Consider the following 17,677-nt stretch of genomic DNA (forward strand, 5'->3'; position numbering starts at 1 on the left):
TACAGCGCTTTTTTATACATAGATAAATATAAGCTAACGCAGCCAAGAAATAAACTGCAAAATTACTTCACCATATTCTCGTTTAACAATTAAATCTACATATTAAAAGGGAGCAACAGTAAATGTTGCCCCCTTTTGAAATGTAGTTTATTCACTCTACATAACCCTCTTAAACATCTTCTCCAACTCATAAGTAGAATGATGCACAAGAATCGGTCTTCCGTGCGGGCATGTATACGGGTTTGTTGTTGTACGTAGTTCTTCCAGTAAAGCAAATATTTGATCGTTCGTTAAATATTGATTCGCTTTAATCGATGCTTTACAGCTCATCATGATGGCTGCTTCTTCACGTAATTTTTTAATATCAACTTTTTTTAGTTTAACAACTTGCTCCATCATTTCATCGATAATTTCTGTTTCTTGTCCTTTCGGGAACCACGTTGGATGTGAGCGGACGATAAAGGATTGATGGCCAAATTGCTCCAAGAATAGACCGACTTTTTTCAGTTCTTCTAGTTGCTCTTCAACACGTAAAAATTCAGTAAGAGATAAATCGATACGGTACGGTACAAGCAGTTCTTGTACTTCTTGCGCTACCCTTCCTACTTTATCACGGAAGTATTCATAATTAATACGTTCCTGCGCGGCATGTTGGTCAATCATATATAAGCCTTTATCATTTTGAGCGAAAATATATGTTCCATGCATTTGTCCAATTGGATAAAGTGGCGGTAAGTCATTACCGTTCATTTCAATCTCTTTTATTTCCTGAACTTCTTCTTCCAATTCCTCTAATTCAAAGTCCTCTTCATTACTGTCCCACGATTTTTCTTCTCGAATTGGTTCTTCCATTATCGGTCTAGTAGATGGCTGCCAACTTTGTTCTTCTCTTACGAGCGACTGTGGTGGTTGCCATTCTTGTTTCGGCGGTTGCCACAGTTGTGCTGGCTGTTTCACAGGCAGCGGTTCTTCTTGTTTTTCATCCATGCCAGTTGGTAAAACAATGTCCGGCATGGATGGTTCTTTCGGCTTCGCATGCTCAAACTGGAACTGTTCTTGCACACTCTCGTCTTTTTCTTTTTTCTTCGTTGTTACGCCTGCATCTGGAATGAGCTGTATTTTTTTAAATGCAGCTTGCAATGTTTCTTCGATAAGCTTTAGCAATTCTTGTTCTTTACTAAAACGAACTTCTAATTTTGCAGGATGTACGTTAACGTCAACAAGCATTGGATCCATTTCAATCGATAAAAATCCGATTGGATATCGTCCGACTGGCAGTAATGTATGATATCCTTGCTGAATTGCTTTCATTAATACAAAGTTTCGAACGTAACGGCCATTTACGATTGTTGACATATAATTTCGAGATGCTCTCGTTACTTCTGGTAATGTTACATAGCCTGTAATTGTGAAATCTAAAGATTCAGCTTCAATCGGAACAAGTTTCTTCGCAACTTGAATGCTGTAAATCGATGCAAGTACTTGTCTTACATCACCATTACCTGACGTATGAAGCAATTTCTTTTCATTATGAAACAGCTTTAACGATACTTCTGGATGTGACATTGCAATACGATACACAATATCTGTAATATTACCAAGCTCTGTATGAATGGTTTTCATATATTTAAGACGCGCTGGTGTATTAAAGAATAAGTTTTGTACTGTAATATCTGTTCCTTTTCGGCTCGCGGTTTTCTCTTGCTTTATAATGTCTCCACCTTTAATAATAAGGTGTGTACCAGGTGCATCACCTGTGCTAGTGATTAATTCTAATTCACTAACTGAGGCGATACTCGGCAATGCCTCACCACGGAAACCGAGTGTTCTGATGCGAAACAGATCGTTTTCATCTTTAATTTTACTTGTCGCATGTCGTTCAAAAGCTACGATGCAATCTTCTTCTGCAATGCCATCTCCATTATCAATGATGCGAATTTTCGATAAACCAGCTTCTTCTAAGTGGATTTCAATAGATGTACTATTCGCATCGATAGAATTTTCCACAAGTTCTTTTACGACTGAAGCAGGACGCTCTACTACTTCTCCTGCCGCAATTAAGTTAGAGAGTTGGTCATCGAGTTTGCGAATTTTCCCCATCTACTTACTCATCCTTTCTTTAACTTTTTCTGTAAGCGATACAGTTCGTTCATCGCTTCTAAAGGCGTCATATCAAGTAAATCAATTTTTTTAATTTGCGCCAGTACTGCTGTTTCTTTTTGATCTAACGCAAGCTTGTCTTGTTTCTTCGAAGACTGTTCTCCTCCAAAGAAAGATAGTTGTGATTCTTCCTCAGTCTCTACTTTCGCCTCTAGTACTTCTACTGGCTCTTCTTTTACAACTACAGGTTCTGGAATAACTTCTTGCTCCTGCACTTTCACTTCTACACGCTTTGGAATAATAATTTCTTCTTGTCCTTCTAGTTGTGCTAACACTTCTTTCGCACGGGCAATTAAGCTATCTGGAAGCTCTGCAAGTTGCGCAACGTGGATTCCGTAACTTTTATCTGCTGCTCCATCTTGAATTTTATGAAGGAATACTACTTTACCATTCTCTTCAATTGCTGAAACGTGTACATTTTTCAGTTGATCTAAACTCTCTTCTAACACAGTCAATTCATGATAATGTGTAGAAAATAACGTTTTTGCCCCAATTTGGTCATGAATATGTTCAATGATTGCCTGTGCAAGTGCCATGCCATCATACGTAGATGTACCTCGTCCAATTTCATCAAATAAAATTAAACTTCTTTCTGATGCGTTTGCAATTGCATTTTTCGCTTCTAACATTTCGACCATAAATGTACTTTGACCTGAAATCAAATCATCTGCTGCACCAATTCTCGTAAAGATTTGGTCAAATACAGGTAATACTGCTTCTGTCGCTGGTACGAAACAACCAATTTGTGACATAACCGTTACAAGTGCTAACTGTCTCATATACGTACTTTTACCAGACATGTTCGGTCCTGTAATTAAAAAGACATCCATCTTCTCTGGCATAATACAATCATTCGGTACATACAATTTCCCGTTCAATACTTTTTCAACGACAGGATGACGACCATCTTTAATAAAGATTTCACGCTTCGTTGTTAGTACAGGTTTTACAAACTGTTCTTCTTCACTAACTGTCGCAAAACTTTGCAGTACGTCTAATTCACTAATTACTTTTGCTAAATGTTGTAATTTCGGAATAAATACTTTTACTTCTTCACGAAGCGCTGTAAATAAATCGTATTCTAGTTGTACAATTTTTTCTTCTGCTTCTAAAATTAACGTTTCTTTTTCTTTCAGTTCATCTGTAATGAAACGTTCAGCATTAGCAAGCGTTTGTTTTCGTTCGTAGCGGCCTTCTGGAAGTGCTGCAAGATTCGCCTTCGTCACTTCAATGTAGTAGCCGAAAATACGGTTGTACCCGATTTTTAACGATTTAACTCCTGTAATATCACGCTCTCGTTTTTCAAGCTCAGCGATCCACGTTTTTCCGTTTTTACTAACGTAACGATATTGATCAAGCTTGTCATTATAACCGTCTTTAATAATATCTCCATCTTTAATAGAAAGCGGTGGGTTTTCTTGAATACTTCTTCCTAGTAATTCAGTTAAGCTCTCACATGGATCTGCGCCTTGAATTAACCTTGCTGCATAAGCATTATCTAACAAACTAATCGCTTCTAAAATAGCTGGTACTTGAAGTAAAGATCGTCTTAACTGTAATAAGTCCCGTGCATTGACATTACCAAATGCAACTTTTCCTGCTAAACGTTCTAAATCATATACTTCTTTTAATTTTTCTTTTAAATCTTCACGTAAGAAGTAATCATTTACAAATGTTTCAACCATTTCTAAACGCTCTTCAACTTTTTCTTTCTGAATAAGTGGACGTTCCATCCACTGTTTTAACATACGACCACCCATAGCTGTTTTTGTTTTATCCAATAGCCATAATAATGATCCTGTTTTTTCTTTCGTTCGAAGTGTTTCCGTCAGCTCTAAATTTCGCTTTGAATGCACATCAATTTTCATAAATTGATTCGTATAATAAATTTCTACAGGTTGTAAATGATCTAATGAACGTTTTTGCGTTCTTATCACATAGTTAAATAAGCGTCCAATTGCTTTAATTAACTTTGCTTGCGAAACATTTTTCACAAGATGTTCTAATCCTTCAGGAATTGCCGTTGCATCTTCATATGAAATTGTCATTTTTAACGTTTCAGTTAATTTATTTAATTCATCTTTAGAAAATGAAGAATCTACAACAATTTCTTTCGAACCAGTTGCATACACTTCCAATAAAATATCTTCTACTGAACCAGTCAATAACGTTACTGTATTTTGTCCAGTCGTTAAATCATTACAAGCTAAAGCATATGATCCATCTTCAAAATGTGTTAATGCGGCTAAGAAGTTGTTTTCTTTCTCATCAATTGTACGCCCTTCCATCATCGTTCCTGGCGTAATTAGTTGTACTACTTCACGGCGCACTACACCTTTAGCTGTTTTTGGATCTTCCACTTGCTCACAAACAGCAACTTTATATCCTTTTTCAACAAGTTGTTCAATATAGTTTTTAGCTGCATGATGCGGTACACCGCACATCGGTATACGATCACTACTGCCACCATCTCGGCTCGTTAATGTAATCTCAAGTTCATGAGCTGCTTTAACGGCATCTTCAAAGAACATTTCATAAAAATCGCCTAATCGGAAAAATAAAAAGGCATCTTGATAGTCTGCCTTAACCTTTAAATATTGCTGTATCATAGGGGTATATTGCGTCATACTTTTCCTCCATAATTCTTACATAGTAATCAATTTTCATATATGTCACATTTCACGGACATCCATATCTCCTATTTCAGGAGTCTATCTTCATTATAACATATTTCATAAAGAATCATGTTCATTCAGCGCCACTTATGTAAAGTAAAAAGCTAGGAAGAACTTCTCCCTAGCTTTCTATTACTCTTCTTCTGCATCAACGATAAAGTTCGGATCTAATTCTTCAAATTCATCATCAGCAATTTGGAAATCATCATCTGATTCTACGCAGCCTTCAGGATTTACACTTACACAAATTTTCGTTTCTCCAACTACTTCTGTTACAAATTCACGTTCTACAGTTACAACAATTTTATTACCGTTTGGTGATACAAGCGCTTCTAAACAATTTGGTGGCTGAATAACACGAGCAATAATTTCTAAATCGTCACCAGAAAAGTTTTTATCACGATAACCAATGCTTACTTCGTCCGTGTAGTTCACGCGTTCTGTTACAACTTCAGTCTTTGTATTTCCATCAAATGAATACCAAGTGTTCACATCATAGAAACCTTCAATTTCCACATGCTTCCCATTCTTTCTTGCTTCGTACGAGTGGTTAATTACCCAGCACCCTAAAATACTTGTTGGTTCATTATTCGATTCACATGTATGCGTTGACTTTGTATACTTACGTCCTTTTCCAACCACTGCTTTTGTAATAATCTCTCTAAATTCGGACATTCGTAACCCTCCTCAATCACTATTCACTTAATCATATGCGTGACAATAGCGGAATGTGTCATTCTTTTTTTGAGAAGAACTTACGTTTAATCAACTAAAAAAAAGAGATGTCAATATGACATCTCTTTAACAACCACAATTTCCTTTTTTACTTTCTACCGCTGCGCCAGTTTCACCCTTAAGTACATCGCCACCAGTTGAAATTAATATTTCATCTGTTACGTTGTTAGAAATTGTACTAGCAACTAACTGTAATAAGTCATTTACATATGTTTGTGAAGATTTAAATTCTTGTACGACTGGAATACTGTCTAACTTATCTTGCAATGCATCAATTTCAGCTTCTACCTTTTTTAAAGCTTCCCACTTCCCGTAATGCTGCAAGTTTACTGCTTGTTTTTGCAGTGCTTTAATTTCATCGATTGCGCGCTTTACATTTTCATTTTTATGAATTTGCGCCTCTGCTTTCTTAAAAAAATCAACTTCTTCTGTTTCAGAAATCATTTTTGCTAATTCTTTTGCTTGTTCAACAATGTCATCTTTCGAATATACTTTCATCTATTATTTCACCTCAATCGGCTCTTCAACTAATTCCCCGTTAAGAGACCAAGTTTTTGCTTCCGTTACTTTTACTTTCACAAGCTGACCAATTAAAGATTTTGAAGCGACGAAGTTTACAAGTTTATTCGTGCGAGTATAACCTGCAAGTACTTCCGGATTATTTTTACTTTCCCCATCAACTAACACTTCTACAATTTGACCTTTGTAACGACTATTCTTTTCAATTGCCAACGTATTTACTAGTGTATTTAAGCGTTGAAGACGTTCTTTCTTCACTTCCATAGGTACATTATCTTTCATTTTTGCAGCTGGTGTACCTTCGCGAGGAGAATAAATAAATGTAAAGGCAGTATCAAATCCTACTTCACGATATAACGACATCGTTTCTTCAAATTGCTCATCTGTTTCATTTGGGAAACCAACGATAATATCTGTTGTTAATACTGCATCTGGAATTGCTTCTTTAATTTTTCTTACAAGTTCTAAATAATGCTCACGTGAATATTTACGCGCCATAATTTTCAGCATATCTGTACTTCCAGATTGAACTGGTAAATGGATATGTTCTACTAAGTTGCCACCTTTGCCAAGCACTTCAATTAAGTGATCATCGAAATCACGTGGATGGCTCGTTGTAAAACGAATACGGGCAATATCAACTTTACGAAGTTCGTCCATTAAATCACCAAGACCGTATTCTACATCTTCAAAGTCTTTACCATATGCATTTACGTTCTGTCCAAGTAATGTAATTTCTTTATAACCATTCGCAGCTAAATGACGAATCTCTTGGATAATATCTTCTGGACGTCTGCTCCGCTCTTTTCCGCGCGTATACGGTACAATACAATACGTACAGAACTTATCACAGCCATACATAATATTTACCCAAGCTTTAATATCACCACGACGTACTTTCGGAAGGTTTTCAATTACGTCGCCTTCCTTTGACCATACTTCAACTACCGTCTCTTTCGAGAACATCGCATCTTTTAGAATGTACGGTAATCTATGAATATTATGCGTTCCAAATACCATATCTACATGCTGATTTTTTTGCATAATTTTATTTACAACAGATTCTTCTTGAGACATACAACCACATACACCAATTAAAAGGTCCGGATTTCTTCGCTTTAGTGACTTTAAATGGCCTAGTTCACCAAACACTTTATTTTCAGCATTTTCACGAATTGCACAAGTATTTAATAAAACTACATCTGCATCCTCAGTCGAAAAAGTTGGTTCATATCCAAGCGTTGTGAAAATACCTGCCATTACTTCCGTATCATGCTCATTCATTTGACAACCATATGTACGAATATAGAACTTTCTTCCTGTACCAAAATTGCGAAACTCTTCAGGTAAGCCAAAATCCCGTTCAATTTTAACTTCTTCTTTCCCTCGCTTTTTCGCATCCTTTAAGGAAGGTGGTTGATATACACTTTCAAAGTATTTACTATAATCTTTCTCTTCTTTTTTCGTAGAGGAATTTGCTTGTTGACTTGCTAATCGTTGTTGCTCGTTCATCGGTAATCTCCTTTCACCCTTAACTATACACACTCTATAGTCCATTTTAATGCGCCTAGACTCACCTCAAAAATGGTTAGATAGCTTGAGAGATAACTTGTCCTTTGAAACTTGAGTAATCAATCTAATCATTCATAAGAATGAAGTCTTCCCCACGCAAATAGACATTCCCTTTTTATTATTTCTTGTTGTCCTACCCAAAAGCATATTGCTTTATCCCTATAAACATTACCATAGTATGACCTGTTTCGCCAATTTTAACAATACAGAGGCCCTTTATTATCTTACATTTCATAAGCAATGAACTTGCCATTTTCATACAACGATTTATATATTATTTTACCATTCTGAATTTTCTAAGTAAATAAGACTACCCTATATTTTTCTAATAAAAAAAGGTTGCCACATGGCAACCTCCTCTTCTTATATTACATAAATTCAGCAACAAGCTCATCAAACATTTTCTGATCCATATTTAAATCAGATTTCACTAAAGGCTCTTCACTATAGCCTTTAACAAGTTCTTGATATGATGGTTGCTTAGTATTTTGATAAATTAAACCTGTTACTAAACCGTTATTTTCCATTAAAGTTTGCATAGCCATCATGCGATTAGATGGATCATATCCCTCTACTGTGCTTAGTTTCGTTAAATTCTCTTTAAACCAATCGTAGGTATTTACTTTATTGTAAGTAACACATGGGCTAAATACGTTAATTAATGAAAATCCTTTATGGTTAATACCAGCTTCAATAATTTGTGTTAATTCTTTTAAATCACTCGAAAAGCTTTGCGCCACAAATGTCGCACCAGCTGTTAAAGCCATTTCCATTACATTTAGTGATGGTTCAATTGAACCTTGCGGTGTGCTTTTCGTTTTAAATCCAGCTTCACTACGTGGTGAAGTTTGCCCTTTTGTTAACCCGTAAATTTGGTTATCCATTACGATGTACGTAATATCGATATTACGACGAATAGAATGGATTGTATGTCCCATACCAATCGCAAATCCATCACCATCACCACCTGAAGCGATGACTGTTAAATCACGATTTGCCATTTTTACACCTTGTGCAATCGGAAGGGCACGACCATGAATACTATGCACACCATATGAATTAATATAACCTGAAATACGGCCTGAACAGCCAATACCAGAAATAACAGCAAGTTCATCTGGATTTAAACCAACGTTAGCTGCCGCACGTTGAATTGCAGCTTGCACTGAGAAGTCTCCGCAACCTGGGCACCAGTTTGGCTTTACACTGTTACGAAAGTCCTTAAATGTTGCCATTTAATACAACCCCTTTTTTGCATTCGTTGTAAATCTCTTTCGGCAAGAATGGGTTTCCATCATATTTTAAAAGACTAGAAATTTTCTCACCATTACCAAGATTCATTTTCATAATGTTAGCAAGCTGACCTGTTGCATTGTTTTCTACTACTACAACACGCTTCGCCTTTTTCACAAGTGGATCGATTTCAGCTGTTGGGAACGGGTGAATTAAACGTACATGAGCATGGTTTACTTTCATACCCTCTTGTTCTAAACGCGTCATTGCCTCTTCGATCGCACCACGAGTTGAGTTAAATCCAACAAGCAATACGTCTGCTTCTTCATGCTTAACATTTTTATAAACAGGGGTATTAAACTTCAAGTTTTCCATTTTACGGAAACGTTTGTCCATTTGATCTTTACGGTTTATTGCTGATTCCGATGGTTTTCCAGTTTCATCATGTTCTACACCTGTAACATGGTGAACACCATTTTTCATACCAGGTAAAACACGCGGTGAAACGCCGTCTTCAGTTACTTCATAACGCTTGAAGTATGCTTTATTTTCACGTTCTGGTAATTCCGCTTCTAAATCAAGCTTACCACGACGAATTTCCACTTTATCTAATTTAAGTGGTTCTACTGTTTGTTTTCCTAACGAAAGCTGTAAATCTGTTAAGAAAATAACAGGAACTTGATATTCTTCAGATAAGTTAAATGCTTCTACAATGTCATAGAAAGCTTCTTCAACTGTACTTGGCGCCATTACGATTTTTGGAATTTCACCATGCGTACCGTAAATCATCGCCATTAAGTCAGACTGTTCTTGTTTCGTTGGTAATCCCGTACTTGGACCACCACGTTGTGTATCAACAATTACTAATGGAGTTTCTGTAATACCTGCTAAACCGATTGCTTCCATCATTAATGAAAGACCAGGACCAGCAGATGCAGTTAATGTACGAACACCAGCATAGTTTGCACCGATTGCCATTGTACAAGCTGCGATTTCATCCTCAGTTTGGATTACTGTTCCGCCGACTTTCGGTAATTTTTTAATTAAGTATTCCATAATTTCTGATGCAGGTGTGATTGGGTATGCTGACATAAAACGAGCACCACCAGCTACCGCACCAAATGCGATTGCGTCGTTTCCAATCATAAACATGCGTTTTTTACCATCAGCTTTTTCAAGCTGCATCATGTTTACTTTCTCACCTAGTAATTCTTTCATATATTGAGAGCCGCGTTTAATTGCGTCCATATTCTTTTGAACGACTTGCTCTCCTTTACGACCAAAGATTTCTTCAACAACATCTAAATAAGCTGTTTCGTCTAATCCTAATACTGCACTTGATGCTCCAACAGCAACCATGTTTTTCATTAATGATGTGCCTAATTCTGAAGCAATATCTGTAAACGGTATCACATATAGATTTACATCTGTATTATCAGGTATTGTTGGATTAAATTTCGCATCCGCAACTACAATTCCACCTGGACGTAGTTCGTGGAAGTTAAAATCAATTGTTTCTTGGTCAAAAGCAATTAAAATATCTAAATCATCTGAGATCGCTCGTACTTCTGTTGTACTTACACGAATTTTATTATTTGTATGGCCGCCTTTTATACGTGATGAGAAGTGGCGGTAACCGTATAGGTAATATCCTAATCGGTTTAATGCAATACAGAAGATTTCTCCTGTACTTTCAATTCCTTCACCTTGTTGGCCTCCAACTTTCCATGAAAGTTGACTAATCATCTCCTACACCCCTTTTGGCTGCATTCATTGTAGTGTATTTTTTTACAGTAATAGTTTAGCATTTTTTATGCAAATAAACTACAACGGACGCAAATTATGCCTCTTCTGATTTCCCTGAATCTTTAGTATAAAGCTATTTTGTTTTTCATTCTAGTATTAGGTCTTAAAAAAAGCAATAAAATCAAATGAATTAATTTTAATTATTCTGAATTTTAAACCAAAAACTTAAAAACTCATATGTTCAACAAAATTATCATATAAAAATCTTTCTACAGTAGATGCAGCATAGTATTTATAAAGCTCATTCATGACATTTTCATAATCTCGGTAGGCAGATACATTGACAACCGTATCTACAATCCCATCAAAATCTGAACCAAACCCTATATTGTTTTCTCCACCTAGCGAGCAAATATATTCGATATGTTTTACTATATCTGTTATATTTGCTTGTCTTTCACTTGTTAGAAACTGCGGTACAAAAGTAACACCGATTATGCTATTTCTCTGTATAAGCGCTTTAATTTGTTCGTCATTTAAATTGCGTGGATGCTCACACAGTTTATAACAATTTGAGTGGGATGCAATTGGGTTATTTGCAATTTCTATCACATCCCAAAAACTTCTCTCATTTAAATGTGATAGATCCGTCCATAATTGCAAAGTATTCAACTCTTGTACAACTTGTCTACCAACAGTAGTTAAACCTGCTCCACGCGTCTCTAGCGCCCCATCAGCTAACAAATTCGCATAGTTCCATGTTAATCCGAAAGAACGTACACCTAACCGATAAAACAAACGTAATTTCATCGCTTCTTTGCCAATTGCTTCGCACCCTTCTAACGTTAATAGCGCGCCAACCTCGTCTTGTTTTAATCTATTTATATCCTCTTTCGTTCGGATAAATCTCACACCTGGTAGCGATAGAATTTCATTATAAAAAATATCTATCATTTGTAATGCCGCTTCAAATCGTTTTTCATACGTCACTGTTTCTGGCACATATATTGCAAAACATTGTATACTTCCTTGTCTTTCCTTTAACTGTTGAAATGTAATATGTAATTGCGGATCGTTTTTAAAATTCTTTTTTCCCTTTGCACTCCATAACTGAAAGAGCACATCACAATGAGCATCAAAAATTTTCATTTTCATTCCTCCATTATAAAAACAACCTGTTTGCATACTGCAAACAGGTTGTTTAAACTTAACGAGGTTCTACAATTAATTTTATTGCTGTACGCTCTTCGCCATCAATCATAATATCTGTAAACGCTGGGATACAAATTAGGTCCAAACCACTAGGCGCTACAAACCCTCTTGCAATTGCTACTGCCTTTACCGCTTGGTTTAATGCACCTGCACCAATAGCTTGAATTTCTGCTGTTCCGCGTTCGCGAATAACACCTGCAAGTGCACCAGCTACAGAATTAGGGACCGACGTTGCTTTAACTTTTAATATTTCCATTCCGCGTTTCCTCCTCGTTTCTTTAAAAAGTATTAGCAATTATTTCACTTTAACTTATATTCACGAGGAATGGCGCGTATTCCTGCTAAATTTTCGTAATTTTTCTAAAAAATTAAAATATAATAACTTATCTAAAATTTAACGGAAATTTACTCAAAAAATGGTTGATCGTCATTAATTAAAATGCGCTCAATTTTCTTTGCTTTTCCTGTATTTGGATCCACATCAATTAACACTGCACTTAATTGCGTTCTACCACTTGTTACTTCAAATCGTACCGGTAAGTTCGTTAAAAACTTCTTCAATACTGCTTCTCGGTCCATACCTAAAATTCCATCATATGGCCCTGTCATCCCAACATCTGTAATATATGCCGTTCCGCTTGGTAAAATACGGTTATCCGCTGTAGGGACATGCGTATGCGTACCTACTACTGCTGTAGCACGTCCATCTACATACCAACCTAGCGCTTGTTTTTCACTTGTAGTCTCCGCATGGAAATCAATAAAGATAATATTCGTACGTTTTTTCGCAATATTAATTAATTCATCCACTTTACGGAATGGACAATCAATCGGAGGAAGGAAAGTACGCCCCTGTAAGTTAATAACTGCAACTTCTGTTCCATTACAGTTCACAAAGATAAGTCCTTTTCCTGGAGTTCCTTCTGGGAAGTTAGCTGGTCTTGCAAGATATTTTGCATCATCGATGAATTCAAATACTTCACGATTATCCCAAGCATGGTTTCCAAGTGTAACTGCTTGTGCCCCACACTCTAAAAAGTTTCGATATATTTTTTCTGTAATCCCACGGCCACCTGCTGCATTTTCTCCATTAATGATTGTTACTGTAGGTGTATATTTTTTCTTTAATGCCGGTACGTACTGTTGAATCATACCTCTACCAGGAGATCCTACTACATCCCCAACAAATAATATTCTCATATGTCTTACCCTTTCTATGTACTGCATTTTTTATTGCTATAGCATCAAGTAAATTCCTTATAATATGTTTATTATAAGTTTGTTTCACTTTTATGCTAAATAACTGTCTTTATTTTATCCAATTCCAACACAAAAAAATAAAGTGGTGTTTCACCACTTTATTTTGCGTATTCCACTGCACGTGTTTCACGAATAACAGTTACTTTAATATGTCCTGGGTAATCCAGTTCATTTTCAATACGTTTTCGGATATCACGAGCTAAACGATGAGCTTCTAAGTCATCGATTGTATCTGGTTTTACCAAAATACGAACTTCACGTCCTGCTTGAATTGCAAATGATTTTTCAACGCCTTCATAAGACTCTGAAATCTCTTCTAACTTTTCAAGACGACGAATGTAGTTTTCAAGCGTTTCACTACGAGCTCCCGGTCTTGCAGCTGATAAAGCATCTGCTGCTGCAACTAAAACTGCAATGATAGAAGTTGGTTCTGTGTCACCATGGTGAGATGCGATACTGTTTATAACTACAGGATGCTCTTTATATTTCGTTGCGAGTTCAACACCAATTTCAACGTGGCTACCTTCTACTTCATGGTCAATCGCTTTTCCGATATCATGTAATAGACCAGCACGTCTTGCTAGTTTTTCATCCTCACCAAGCTCTGCTGCCATAAGTCCAGTTAAATATGCAACTTCCATAGAGTGTTTTAAGACGTTTTGTCCATAACTTGTACGGTATTTTAAACGACCTAAAATTTTAATTAAATCTGGGTGTAATCCGTGAACACCCACTTCAAACGTTGTTTGCTCTCCGACTTCGCGAATATACTCGTCCACTTCACGTCTTGATTTTTCGACCATCTCTTCAATACGCGCTGGGTGAATACGTCCGTCCTGTACTAGTTTATCAAGAGCGATACGAGCTGTTTCACGACGAATTGGATCGAATCCAGAAAGAATTACCGCCTCTGGTGTATCATCGATAATTAAGTCAATACCCGTTAACGTTTCTAACGTACGAATATTACGACCTTCACGCCCGATAATACGTCCCTTCATTTCGTCATTTGGAAGATTTACAACCGAAACGGTTGTTTCAGCAACATGATCAGCTGCACATCTTTGCATTGCAAGAGATAAAATCTCTTTTGCTTTCTTATCCGCTTCTTCTTTCGCGCGAACTTCACTTTCTTTTACCATAACAGCGATTTCATGAGAAACTTCATTTTCTACTTTACCAAGAATAATTGCTTTCGCTTGTTCGCGTGTCAGATTGGAAATGCGCTCTAATTCTGTTTGTTGCTTTTGAACTAACTCTCCCACTTTGCTTTCCAACTCTTCAATCTGTTGTTGTCTCGCTACAAGAGATTCCTCTTTCTTCTCTAACTGCTGCTCGCGTTTATCGAGCGTTTCGTCTTTACGATCAAGGTTCTCTTCTTTTTGCATTAAACGATTTTCTTGTTTTTGTAATTCGCTTCTACGGTCACGAATTTCTAATTCAGCTTCTGTACGAAGTGTATGAATTTCATCCTTTGCTTCTAAAAGCGCTTCTTTCTTAAGTGCTTCAGCCTCACGATTCGCTTCGTCTAAAATACGTTTCGCTTCATTAGCCGCACCATTAATCTTCGCTTCAGCAATAGACTTTCGAACAAAAAAGCCAACAACTGCACCGACTGTTGTTGCAAGCAAAATGGAGATGAGTATCCAAACTGTACTACTCATGATTTCACCTCCCCTTGCTATGAATGAAAAAAGACTGTCGGCATGTACATTAAATTACAATATACAGCAAAGACCGTCGTCCCGCTTTTTTAAGGGACTTTCTTCATTTCACAATTAAAATGTCATATTATTATTTCGGTAAGATTTAAACCTTACTCCGAATATTACTTCTCTTCTTGAGAAGAGTATATCGTATATAAGAAAAAATATACATTCTCATTGTATCTATCGTAATTTTCATTGTCAAGCGTTGTCTACTTTTACTTTCTTTACCTTCAGTCCTTAATGTTATCTGAATTTGAAAAATTGATAGCATACTATCCTGGAAAACCTTAGTAAATACCATTTTATTCCCTTAAAACGTATGAATATTCCTCTTTACACATCCCATTTGAGTCAAAAAAATATTTTAACCACTACGATAGATACCCCTTTAATAGAAGGTAAAAAAATAAAAGACACGGGACCCGTGTCTTTTATTTTTTAATCTTGAAGAGTTGCATCTTCCGTGTCTTCCACACCAGAATCTTCACCAATTCCGTGATGATCACGAACAAAGAAGGCAATTTCCTCTCTTAAGTCCGTATTCTCTTTTAAGAATTGCTTCGAATTTTCACGACCTTGTCCTAAACGTTCTTCATTATAAGAATACCAAGCACCGCTCTTTTGAACGATATCAAGCTCAGAAGCCATATCCAAGATTTCACCCTCTCTTGAAATACCTTCTCCGTACATAATATCAACTTCAGCAACACGGAATGGTGGCGCTACTTTATTTTTCACTACTTTTACTTTTGTTTTATTACCAACGATGTCGTTACCTTGCTTTAATTGCTCCGCACGACGCACTTCAAGACGGACAGTTGAATAGAATTTCAACGCACGACCACCTGGAGTTGTTTCTGGGTTTCCGAACATAACCCCAACTTTTTCACGAATTTGGTTAATAAAGATTGCAATTGTTTTTGATTTGTTGATTGCTCCTGAAAGCTTACGAAGTGCTTGTGACATTAAACGTGCTTGTAAACCTACGTGTGAGTCACCCATGTCGCCTTCAATCTCTGCTTTCGGTACAAGAGCTGCTACAGAGTCAATTACGATAATGTCAACCGCACCACTTCGTACAAGAGCTTCCGCGATTTCTAATCCTTGCTCCCCTGTATCAGGCTGTGATAATAGTAATTCATCTATGTTAACGCCTAATTTTTGTGCATATACAGGATCCATTGCGTGCTCCGCATCGATGAATGCTGCTTGTCCACCTTGACGTTGTACTTCTGCAATTGCATGTAATGAAACTGTCGTTTTACCTGAACTTTCAGGTCCGTAAATTTCGATAATACGGCCACGTGGGTATCCGCCTACCCCTAATGCCACATCAAGTGCTAAAGAACCACTTGAAATTGTAGAAATTCTACGTTCCGCTTGTTCTCCTAATTTCATAATTGAACCTTTACCAAATTGCTTCTCTATTTGTTTTAACGCCATATCTAATGCCGCTTGACGATCACTCATTCAAAATTCCTCCTTAACTGAATTGCTAATCTTATTATACCTATTTTCAATTCAATTTGCCAACAAAAATCGAACATTTATTCGATTTTTTTATTTTCCATTACATAAATACGTAATTTAACTATAAAAAAAGCTAGAAGAAACTTATATCTCTTCTAGCTTTTTATATAAATGATAAAATCCATATTTTGTCGAGCGTTCTCTAATTTGTTGACGACTTCCACTTAAATTAAGAGGAAAAACTGCAGTTTGTTCACCTTTAATCGCCAATCCAACAAATACTGTTCCTGGCTCTTTCTGTTCTGAAGCATCTGGCCCTGCTACCCCAGTGAAACTAATTCCGATATCCGCTTTTAATAAATCCTTAACATTTTCAGCAAGATAACGAGCACATTCTTTACTAACTGCACCATCAGTATGCAACACTTCTTCAGGCACACACAATACATGTTGCTTCACATCATTATGATAACAAATGACACCGCCTTTAAATACAGAAGAAACACCAGCATTTTCAGTTACTTGATTTCCAAAAAGACCACCTGTTAAACTTTCTGCACATGCTAAAGTTAACCCTTTTCTCTTCAATAACTCGATTGCCTTATAATGCAAAAATTCTTGGTCATATCCGTAGAAAAATTCTCCTACCCTTTCTAAAATCAAATCTTCCACATGTTGAATTAGTTTCTCCGCTTCGCTAACATTTTGATGCTTAGCGGTTAAACGTAATGTCACTTCTCCATCATTTGCTAGCGGGGCGATTGTTGGGTTTGTTTGTCCATCAATTAAATCTTGAACTTTCACCTCTAATTGGGACTCCCCGATACCGAAGAAACGAAGCACACGGGAATAAATGTTTTCTCCTGTTGTAAAATTACGTAAAAAAGGCTCCACGTAACTTACATACATTGGTTTCATTTCTTTTGGCGGCCCTGGTAATAAAATATAAACTTTTCCGTTCTTATTTACCCCCATACCAGGCGCCATACCGTGGTCATTTGCAAATACTGTTGCTCCATTTAAGACGAGCGCTTGCTTTTTATTATTCTCCGTAAATTCACGGCCTGTACGCTTAAAGTAATTACTTATTAAGGCTAATGCCTTTTCATCATACACAAGCGCTTCATCTAAACTAGCCGCTATCGTTTCTTTCGTTAAATCATCTTTTGTCGGTCCTAATCCACCTGTAAAAATAAGTATATCAGCACGTTCTTCCGCAGCTTCAATCGCCTTTTGCAGTCGCTTATTATTATCACCAACAACAGTATGATAGTACACGTTAATTCCAATTGAAGCTAACTTTTCAGATAAAAACTGGGCATTTGTATTTGCAATTTGTCCAAGTAATAATTCAGTTCCAACCGCAATAATCTCAGCATTCATCCT

At 36.7% G+C, this 17,677-nt stretch carries 13 protein-coding genes; all 13 read right to left on the reverse strand.

All coding sequences use genetic code 11. From position 1 onward, the window contains the following. Window positions 1-156: 156 nt before the first annotated feature. The 13 genes from mutL to CN409_RS13765 all read right to left on the reverse strand — a co-directional run bounded on the left by mutL (window position 157) and on the right by CN409_RS13765 (window position 17,674). Entirely contained in the window at window positions 157-2,100 is a 1,944-nt protein-coding gene (mutL, locus tag CN409_RS13700) for a DNA mismatch repair endonuclease MutL (RefSeq protein ID WP_000516486.1), read from the reverse strand. An 8-nt stretch (window positions 2,101-2,108) separates the two neighbouring features. Beyond that, window positions 2,109-4,787 (reverse strand): DNA mismatch repair protein MutS, encoded by a 2,679-nt coding sequence (mutS, locus tag CN409_RS13705; protein ID WP_000195990.1) that lies wholly within the window; start codon window positions 4,785-4,787, stop codon window positions 2,109-2,111. Between the two features lie 180 nt (window positions 4,788-4,967). Then, window positions 4,968-5,510, reverse strand: coding sequence for an outer spore coat protein CotE (cotE, locus tag CN409_RS13710; RefSeq protein WP_001288799.1), 543 nt, complete (start codon window positions 5,508-5,510; stop codon window positions 4,968-4,970). 126 nt (window positions 5,511-5,636) lie between these two features. Next, window positions 5,637-6,068, reverse strand: coding sequence for a YlbF/YmcA family competence regulator (locus CN409_RS13715; RefSeq protein WP_000870460.1), 432 nt, complete (start codon window positions 6,066-6,068; stop codon window positions 5,637-5,639). Window positions 6,069-6,071: 3 nt separating this feature from the next. Next, window positions 6,072-7,601, reverse strand: coding sequence for a tRNA (N6-isopentenyl adenosine(37)-C2)-methylthiotransferase MiaB (gene miaB, locus CN409_RS13720; RefSeq protein WP_001005392.1), 1,530 nt, complete (start codon window positions 7,599-7,601; stop codon window positions 6,072-6,074). A 428-nt stretch (window positions 7,602-8,029) separates the two neighbouring features. Then, complete coding sequence (locus tag CN409_RS13725) at window positions 8,030-8,896, reverse strand: 2-oxoacid:ferredoxin oxidoreductase subunit beta (RefSeq protein WP_000190155.1); 867 nt, start codon at window positions 8,894-8,896, stop codon at window positions 8,030-8,032. Next, on the reverse strand, window positions 8,883-10,640 hold the full coding sequence (locus tag CN409_RS13730; RefSeq protein ID WP_000625417.1) for a 2-oxoacid:acceptor oxidoreductase subunit alpha: 1,758 nt from the start codon (window positions 10,638-10,640) through the stop codon (window positions 8,883-8,885). Before CN409_RS13730 ends, CN409_RS13725 begins: the two co-directional genes overlap by 14 nt. 225 nt (window positions 10,641-10,865) lie before the next feature. Then, the gene (locus CN409_RS13735) at window positions 10,866-11,825 is read right to left on the reverse strand and encodes a dipeptidase (protein ID WP_003309838.1); all 960 of its coding nucleotides are present in this window, start codon (window positions 11,823-11,825) and stop codon (window positions 10,866-10,868) included. 22 nt (window positions 11,826-11,847) lie between these two features. Beyond that, the gene (gene spoVS, locus CN409_RS13740; protein ID WP_000404341.1) at window positions 11,848-12,108 is read right to left on the reverse strand and encodes a stage V sporulation protein SpoVS; all 261 of its coding nucleotides are present in this window, start codon (window positions 12,106-12,108) and stop codon (window positions 11,848-11,850) included. Between the two features lie 149 nt (window positions 12,109-12,257). Next, the gene (locus CN409_RS13745) at window positions 12,258-13,052 is read right to left on the reverse strand and encodes a TIGR00282 family metallophosphoesterase (protein ID WP_001221092.1); all 795 of its coding nucleotides are present in this window, start codon (window positions 13,050-13,052) and stop codon (window positions 12,258-12,260) included. Between the two features lie 158 nt (window positions 13,053-13,210). After that, window positions 13,211-14,776 (reverse strand): ribonuclease Y, encoded by a 1,566-nt coding sequence (gene rny, locus CN409_RS13750; protein WP_000099770.1) that lies wholly within the window; start codon window positions 14,774-14,776, stop codon window positions 13,211-13,213. A gap of 483 nt (window positions 14,777-15,259) precedes the next feature. Then, window positions 15,260-16,291 (reverse strand): recombinase RecA, encoded by a 1,032-nt coding sequence (gene recA, locus CN409_RS13760; RefSeq protein ID WP_001283853.1) that lies wholly within the window; start codon window positions 16,289-16,291, stop codon window positions 15,260-15,262. Window positions 16,292-16,435: 144 nt separating this feature from the next. Then, window positions 16,436-17,674 carry a competence/damage-inducible protein A gene (locus CN409_RS13765; RefSeq protein WP_097980903.1) on the reverse strand — a complete coding sequence of 413 codons (1,239 nt, stop codon included), beginning with the start codon at window positions 17,672-17,674 and terminating at the stop codon, window positions 16,436-16,438. Window positions 17,675-17,677 lie beyond the last annotated feature (3 nt).

The organism is Bacillus sp. AFS012607 (assembly GCF_002558005.1).
GTDB classification, from domain to species: Bacteria; Bacillota; Bacilli; order Bacillales; family Bacillaceae_G; genus Bacillus_A; species Bacillus_A thuringiensis_S.

Excerpts from the sequence above, each read along its gene's own strand:
- CN409_RS13735 (WP_003309838.1), bottom strand. The coding sequence starts at position 11,825 with ATGCAAACAGGTTGTTTTTATAATGGAGGAATGAAAATGAAAATTTTT.
- miaB (WP_001005392.1), bottom strand. The coding sequence starts at position 7,601 with ATGAACGAGCAACAACGATTAGCAAGTCAACAAGCAAATTCCTCTACG.
- CN409_RS13745 (WP_001221092.1), bottom strand. The coding sequence starts at position 13,052 with ATGAGAATATTATTTGTTGGGGATGTAGTAGGATCTCCTGGTAGAGGT.
- rny (WP_000099770.1), bottom strand. The coding sequence starts at position 14,776 with ATGAGTAGTACAGTTTGGATACTCATCTCCATTTTGCTTGCAACAACA.
- CN409_RS13715 (WP_000870460.1), bottom strand. The coding sequence starts at position 6,068 with ATGAAAGTATATTCGAAAGATGACATTGTTGAACAAGCAAAAGAATTA.
- mutL (WP_000516486.1), bottom strand. The coding sequence starts at position 2,100 with ATGGGGAAAATTCGCAAACTCGATGACCAACTCTCTAACTTAATTGCG.
- mutS (WP_000195990.1), bottom strand. The coding sequence starts at position 4,787 with ATGACGCAATATACCCCTATGATACAGCAATATTTAAAGGTTAAGGCA.
- CN409_RS13725 (WP_000190155.1), bottom strand. The coding sequence starts at position 8,896 with ATGGCAACATTTAAGGACTTTCGTAACAGTGTAAAGCCAAACTGGTGC.
- spoVS (WP_000404341.1), bottom strand. The coding sequence starts at position 12,108 with ATGGAAATATTAAAAGTTAAAGCAACGTCGGTCCCTAATTCTGTAGCT.
- CN409_RS13730 (WP_000625417.1), bottom strand. The coding sequence starts at position 10,640 with ATGATTAGTCAACTTTCATGGAAAGTTGGAGGCCAACAAGGTGAAGGA.
- recA (WP_001283853.1), bottom strand. The coding sequence starts at position 16,291 with ATGAGTGATCGTCAAGCGGCATTAGATATGGCGTTAAAACAAATAGAG.
- CN409_RS13765 (WP_097980903.1), bottom strand. The coding sequence starts at position 17,674 with ATGAATGCTGAGATTATTGCGGTTGGAACTGAATTATTACTTGGACAA.
- cotE (WP_001288799.1), bottom strand. The coding sequence starts at position 5,510 with ATGTCCGAATTTAGAGAGATTATTACAAAAGCAGTGGTTGGAAAAGGA.